This window comes from Frankia nepalensis (genome assembly GCF_016786325.1).
GTDB classification, from domain to species: Bacteria; Actinomycetota; Actinomycetes; order Frankiales; family Frankiaceae; genus Pseudofrankia; species Pseudofrankia nepalensis.
Genome location: NZ_JADWYU010000116.1, coordinates 57408 through 64060 on the forward strand (window position 1 = coordinate 57408; position 6653 = coordinate 64060).

The window sequence follows — 6653 nt, forward strand, 5'->3', positions numbered from 1 at the left end:
TTACTCGGCCTTCCCGGACTCAGTGATGATCTTCGTGATGATGCCGGTGTCCTCGGCGAAGAACTTCTTCGACAGGGCCGACCAGCTCTCGAAGTCCTCGCTGACGGTGAGCAGCTGCTCAACGGTCGGGAACGGGTTCTTCGGGTCGATCGCGCCCTCGACCTCGCCGTACTCGACGCCGTCGATGATCGGGCGGAAGCCCTTCAGCGCGAACTGCTTCTGGCCGTCCTTGCTGAGCACGAAGTCAAGCCAGGCGGTGGCCTTCGGGTCCGCGTCCTTGAGGACGGCGCCCGGGTTCTCGATCAGGATCGAGGTCTTCGGGTACACCCAGTCGAGCTTCTCGCCGTTCTGCCGGGCGAGGATCGCCTCGTTCTCGTAGGCGAGCAGCACGTCGCCGGTGCCGCTCAGGAAGGTCGTCGTGGCGTCCCGGCCGCTGTTCGGCAGGGAGACGACGTTGCCGAACAGCTTGGTGACGAAGTCGGTCGCCTCGGCGTCCGTGCCGCCGTTCGCCGAGATGTGACCCCAGGCGGCGAGCGCGTTCCAGCGGGCCGCGCCGGACGACGCCGGGTTCGGCGTGACGATCTCGACGCCCGGCTTGATCAGGTCGTCCCAGTCCTTGATGCCCTTCGGGTTGCCCTCGCGGACCGCCAGGACCACGACGGACGAGGACACGATGCCCTTGGTCGGGCCCTGGTTCCAGCTCGCGTCGACCAGGTCGGCGTCGACCAGGCGGGTCACGTCGCTGGACACCGAGAAGTGCACGTAGTCGGCCTTCAGGCCGTTCACGACCGCGCGGCTCTGGTCGCCGGACGCGCCGTACGAGGTCTGGAACTTGACGCCCTTGCCGGCGTCCGTCTTGTTCCACTCCGCGGCGATCGCCTTGTTGGCGGCCTCCGGCACCGCGAAGCCGACGATGTGCAGGGTGGTGTCGCTGCCGCCGCCGCCCGTCGTGCCACCGCTGGCGTTGTCGTCGTCACTCCCGCCACCGCAGGCGGCGAGCGTCAGGCCGAGCGCGAGCGCGAGCGCGGCGGTCGCGCGCCTGGGGATATTCATGTACGGAACCCCGTCCTTCCTCATCGGTGCGCGTGCGCACCACAGATCTCCGACCGGAGATGTGAGAATTCGGCGACCATGAGGGCGGGGGGAGGCGCGCGCGCGTCAGGACGACCAGACTTGCGTGGCTACCGTCGGCTCGGGACGCCAGTCCCGCCCACGAAGGTCAGTGGGCGCGACAACAAGCCGTCGCCCCGCGGACGGGACGGCGGCATCGCTGACTGACGGCAACCACGCGCGCAAATATCCCACTAAAGCAATCGACTATCAAGCGTTGTGGGGCCGCGGATCCGCTCCCAGGCCAGGTCGCGCGCCCGCGCCGGGCCGCGTCGGACCCCACCTCAGGGCCACTCGCCGACGTTGCCGGACACTCCGGTGGGCGTCTCGTGCCGAAAAGGTGGCATTCGCGCCGTAGATCCCGTTCGGGTCTCCCGCGCGGGACGGCGGGCCGCCCGCCTCAGGACCGGGGACCGGCCAATGACGAGAACTCGGCCCATGATGAGGACATGGACAGCTCGGTCACGGACGACCTGGAAGCGGGCCAGGACCAGCCCGCCCGCCGGCCCGGCGGTGCCCCGGCGGGCGAGGGCGTGCCGGTGGGCGAGGGCGTGCCGGCGGGCGAGGGCGTGCCGGCGGGCGGGGGCGGGCAGGCGGACACGAACCGCGCGACCGAGGCGGCGCCCGGCGAGCCGGCGGGCGCGCCTGGCGGCGGCGGGGAGAGGTTCGACGCGGACGTCCTCGTCGTCGGCAGTGGCTTCGGCGGCAGCGTGACGGCGCTGCGGCTCGCCGAGAAGGGCTACCGGGTGACCGTCGTCGAGGCGGGCGCCCGCTTCACGGCGGCGTCGCTGCCCAGGAACAGTGGCGACCTGCGCCGGTTCCTGTGGCTGCCCTGGCTCGGCTGCCACGGGATCCAGAAGATCACGCTGCTCGGCCGGGTACTGGTGCTCTCCGGCGCCGCCGTCGGCGGCGGCTCGATGGTCTACGCGAACACGCTGTACCGCCCGCTGGACGAGTTCTACGCCGACCCCCAGTGGGCCGGCCTCACCGACTGGCGCGCCGAGCTCGCGCCGTACTACGACCAGGCCGAGCGGATGCTCGGCGTGGCGCGCAACCCGACCACGACCTACGCCGACGAGGTCTTCCGGGACGTCGCGGTCGAGATGGGCGTCGGTGACACGTTCCGGCTGGCCGACGTGGGCGTCTACTTCGGCCCGGGTGGCCGGCCGGCCCCCGGCGAGCGGGCCGAGGACCCCTACTTCGGCGGCGCCGGCCCGAGCCGCACCGGGTGCATCCAGTGCGGCGAGTGCATGAGCGGCTGCCGGCACGGCGCCAAGAACACCCTCGACCGCAACTACCTCTACCTGGCCGAGCGGCTCGGGGTCACCGTCGTCCCCGACACGTCGGTCACCTCGGTCACGCCGCTGCCCGGCGGCGGCTACGAGGTCGTCGGCGAGCCCGCCGGTGCCTGGCCGGCGGCGACGCCATGGGGGCGGGCCCGGGCGCGCCGGCGGGCCCGCCGCTGGCGGGCGCCCCAGGTCGTGTTCGCCGCGGGCGCGCTGGGCACGCAGCGCCTGCTGCTCGCGATGCGCGACGAAGGAAGGCTGCCCGGGCTCTCCGACCGCCTCGGCCACCTGACCAGGACCAACTCGGAGGCCATCCTCGGGGCGATGAGGCCGCGGCCGGACGCCCGGATCACCCAGGGGGTGGCGATCACGTCGAGCTTCTACCCGAACCCGCACACGCACGTCGAGCCGGTCCGCTACGGCCGGGGGAGCAACGTGATGGCGCCGCTGGCGTCGGTGATGACCGACGGCGGCGGCAGGATCCCGCGCTGGCTGAGGTTCGTCGGCGCCTGCCTGCGCCGGCCGTACCGGGCGGTCCTCGCCCCGCTGCCCTGGCGGTGGTCCGAGCGGACGATGATCTCGCTGATAATGCAGTCGCGGGACAACTCCCTGCGGGTGCGCCGGCGGCGGGGCCCGTTCGGCACGAGTTGGCTGACCAGCGCGCAGGGGCACGGCGAGCCGAACCCGACCTGGATCCCGGAGGGCAACGAGGCCACCCGACGGATCGCCGCCCGGATGGGTGGCTTTCCCGCGGGCTCGATCACCGAACTCGCGAACATCCCCGTGACGGCGCACATCCTTGGCGGCGCCCCGATCGGTGCCTCCGCGGAGCAGGGCGTGATCGACGCCTACCAGCGGATCTACGGGCACCCGGGCCTGCATGTCGCCGACGGCGCCGCCGTGAGCGCGAACCTGGGCGTGAACCCGTCACTGACGATCACCGCGCAGGCCGAGCGCGCGATGTCCCTGTGGCCGAACAAGGGCGAGCCGGACCCGCGCCCCCCGCTGGGCTCGCCATATCGCCGGATAGCCCCGGTGGAGCCGCGCCACCCCGCGGTCCCCGCCGACGCCCCGGCCGCGTATCGGATCGGCGGCCTTCCGGTCGTGACCGCCGGCCCGGCGCCGCGCAAGAGCTAGGGCGCTTCCCACGGGAAGCGCCCTAGGCGCCCCATGAGTTCCGGGGTCCGGCGTTGGCCGGCCACGTGGGGCGATGGAAGATCGCCGGTGACTGGCCGGTCCTGGGATCGGTCCATGGGCCGTGGTGCCTAATAGGAAGACTTTCGACACCACAGCGTCTGGGATCATGGTCGAACTCCCCACAGGTCATGACCAGCCGCTCGCCGGGGCCGCCCCGCTCACCGGTCACGAGGTTTCCCTCTGGTCCCCACCGCGTGGGCGGCCGCGCCGGCCGCGCGTGGGCGCATGGGCAGACCCGCGCGGGCGGCGCCCACGCGGGTCCGGTGGCCAGCTGACCAGGCGATCAGAACCGATTCAGAAGCGACGGGACGTCGAGTCGCTCATCGTGTCGACCCCCGGCATCTCCTCCATCCGGCCGGCGGTGACGTCGCTCGCCATGCCCTCGGACAGCCGGTCGGTGCCCGGGAAGCCGGCGCCGGCCGGCGCCATCCCCGCCCGCATGGCCTGCTCCTCGCGGGTCAGGCCCGGCTCGCCGCCCCTCGGCTGCCCGAGGTAGCGGCGGGCCGCCACGGCGATGCCCGCGCCGGCGCCCGCGAGCAGCAGCAGGCCGACCCCGCGACGCCGGCGCCGGCGCGACTGGGCGAGCCGGCGCTCGAGGCGCTCGAGCTGTGTGTCGAGCATCCGCTGCGCCTTGTCGGCCTGCTCCACGGCCTTGCGCTCCGAGCGGCGCGCGCGACGCGAGTGGCTGTGCCGCATGGCTCGCTCGGCGGCCTCGTACGCGAGACTGGCGGACTCGTCCGCGGCGCCCCGGGCCTTCTCGACCCGCCGGACGGTCCGCTTCGAGAGGCCGCGCATGGCGTGCTCGCCCATCTCCTCCCAGGGCAGCGCCGACCGCTCCCAGGACCATTCCTGGCTGCCCTCCGGGCGGCCCGCCCACTCGCCGTGGCGGCCGGGCGCCCGGTCCTGGCCGGACTCGCGCGCCATCCGCCGCTCGCGGCGGCCCATCCGGCCGCCGGGCTCCGCCAGTGACCGCCCGCCGCCCCGCTCCCAGGACCTCGGGTCACCCTGCTCGCCGGACTCCCACGGCCGCTCGCGCCACCCCGCGCGGCCGGCGCGCTCGGCCGCGGGTGTTCCGGCGGCGTGGGACTCCTCCGACCGCCTCCCATGGCGGCCCCACCGGCCGCCGTGGCCGTTCGACATCTCCCCGGCCCGCCGGAGCGCCTCGCCGGGCTGCTCCCAGCCCGCCTCGCGGGGCTCCTCCCAGGACCGGCGCTGGCGCCCCTGCTCCTCTCGTTCCCGTCCCGACCAGCGGCCGGGCGACCAGCGGCCCTCGGTCTCGGCGTAGTCCGCCAGGTGCTCGGCACGCTCGGACACGCGGCCGGAGGCGTCCGACACGCGGCCGGAGGCGTCGGACATCCGGTGGGCCAGCGCGCTGCCGGCGTCCCGGGTGGCCGAGGCGGCGGACTGGCCGGCGCGCGCCGCCACCCCGGCCGCGCTGGTGAACGCCGAGCCGGCCCGCCCGGCGGCCTCGCGCGCGGCCACCGGGACGTGGATGTCACGCGGCCCGCTCTGGCCGAGCAGGCGCGACATCGTCCCGCCGGCGTCCGCGCCCTCCTCGGCGCCATGGCGCAGGTGGCCGCGGCCGGACCGCTGCTCGACCAGTCCGGCGGTCCGCGACCGACGCATGATCCCGCCGCGGATCATGCCGGTAGGCACGTCCTGGCCACGGTCGCCTCGCCTGTTTCTGCCGTCGTCCGGCGCCATCTCGGTGACGCGCGAGAGCCGGCCCCGCAAGCTGGTACCCATCGTCTCCCTCTCCTGGAGTGCGCGGTGCCTGCCCGGGGGCGCCCCGGGCCCGCGGGCTTCGGGGTGAGAGGCGGGCGTTCACCCGACGTCCCGGACCCGCCTACCGCGCCGAGCATCTTCGTTACTCTGGGTAGTGCTGATAGCACTCTCGCGCCTGCGGGCGCTCCTGTCGCGCGCACGCCACGGGCGGCCCGAATCGCGGGGCGATGGCCCCAGGTCCCCCGGGCGGGCCCGAGGCCTTCCAGATCTTCGGGCCGGCGGGAACGCTGATCGCCGATCCGGCGGGACCGCGCTTCGCCAAACTGGCGGGACCGCGCTTCGCCGAACTGGCGGGGACGTTGGACAGCCGCGGCGACGGCTCGCGGTTCGCCGCCACCGAGACCGCCGCCACCGAGACCGCCGTCACGCTGCGTCGCGCCGTGGGCGGTCGCGGCGGCCGTCGGGAGAAGCCGGCGCATACGATCGTCACCAGGACGGTCCGGACCACTCGGCGCTCGGCCGGGTTCGCCTGGTTCGCCAAGGTCTGCCCGGGGGCAGGCCCGACAGTGGCGTCACTCGGCCGGGTGGGCGACACCGTCCCACGGGGCCCGCCGGCCACCGGGCGGGAACGCCGGGCGGCGCGCGGACGTCTTCCGGTGGAGGCCGGTGGCGCGAATCCGACGCGGGTCGCCGTGACCCGCGATCTGAAGAGAAGAGAGGCACATGGCCGAGGAGCTGTACGCGACGCTGCGGACGACTCAGGGCGATATCGAGATTCGGCTGTTCCCGGATCACGCTCCGAAGACCGTCCGCAACTTCGTCGGTCTCGCCACCGGCGAGCAGGAGTGGACCGACCCCAGCACCGGGGAGAAGAAGACCGGCACCCCGCTCTACAGCGGCACGATCTTCCACCGGGTCATCCCCGGTTTCATGATCCAGGGCGGGGACCCGCTGGGCAGCGGGCGCGGTGGCCCGGGCTACAAGTTCGCCGACGAGTTCCACCCGGACCTGACCTTCGACCGGCCGTACCTGCTCGCGATGGCGAACGCCGGCCCGGGCACCAACGGCTCGCAGTTCTTCGTCACGGTCGGCCCGACCGACTGGCTCAACCGCAAGCACACCATCTTCGGTGAGGTCACCCGCGGCGCCGAGGTCGTGGACGCGATCAGCAAGGCGCCGACCGGCGCGCAGGACCGGCCGCGCACCGACGTGGTGGTCCAGGAGATCGTCATCGATCGCCGCCCGGCGTAGCCGGGCCGCCGGCGGCGGGGCCCCCCCCGGCGCCAGCGGGGGGGGGCGGGGGGGGACCGCCGACGGCGGTGCCCGGCGACCGTG

4 protein-coding genes are annotated in these 6653 nt (G+C 74.3%); 2 read left to right on the forward strand and 2 right to left on the reverse strand.

All coding sequences use genetic code 11. The annotated features are described in order from the left end of the window. Complete coding sequence (locus tag I6A81_RS15010) at positions 1 to 1053, reverse strand: sulfate ABC transporter substrate-binding protein (protein ID WP_238430843.1); 1053 nt, start codon at positions 1051 to 1053, stop codon at positions 1 to 3. Positions 1054 to 1559: 506 nt separating this feature from the next. On the opposite strand from I6A81_RS15010, the gene I6A81_RS15015 reads away from it, so the two are divergent. Next, a complete protein-coding gene (locus I6A81_RS15015) occupies positions 1560 to 3533 on the forward strand; it encodes an FAD-dependent oxidoreductase (protein ID WP_238430842.1) in 1974 nt (657 codons plus the stop codon). Between the two features lie 354 nt (positions 3534 to 3887). On the opposite strand, the gene I6A81_RS15020 is transcribed toward I6A81_RS15015, so the two are convergent. Further along, the gene (locus I6A81_RS15020) at positions 3888 to 5339 is read right to left on the reverse strand and encodes a hypothetical protein (RefSeq protein WP_203007113.1); all 1452 of its coding nucleotides are present in this window, start codon (positions 5337 to 5339) and stop codon (positions 3888 to 3890) included. A gap of 702 nt (positions 5340 to 6041) precedes the next feature. Between I6A81_RS15020 and I6A81_RS15025 the strand changes: the two genes are divergently transcribed. Continuing rightward, positions 6042 to 6569 carry a peptidylprolyl isomerase gene (locus I6A81_RS15025; protein WP_203007112.1) on the forward strand — a complete coding sequence of 176 codons (528 nt, stop codon included), beginning with the start codon at positions 6042 to 6044 and terminating at the stop codon, positions 6567 to 6569. Positions 6570 to 6653: the final 84 nt, after the last annotated feature.

Bases quoted from the DNA above. Each gene is read 5' to 3' on its own strand.
- I6A81_RS15010 (WP_238430843.1), bottom strand. From the start codon at position 1,053: ATGAATATCCCCAGGCGCGCGACCGCCGCGCTCGCGCTCGCGCTCGGC.
- I6A81_RS15015 (WP_238430842.1), top strand. From the start codon at position 1,560: ATGGACAGCTCGGTCACGGACGACCTGGAAGCGGGCCAGGACCAGCCC.
- I6A81_RS15020 (WP_203007113.1), bottom strand. From the start codon at position 5,339: ATGGGTACCAGCTTGCGGGGCCGGCTCTCGCGCGTCACCGAGATGGCG.
- I6A81_RS15025 (WP_203007112.1), top strand. From the start codon at position 6,042: ATGGCCGAGGAGCTGTACGCGACGCTGCGGACGACTCAGGGCGATATC.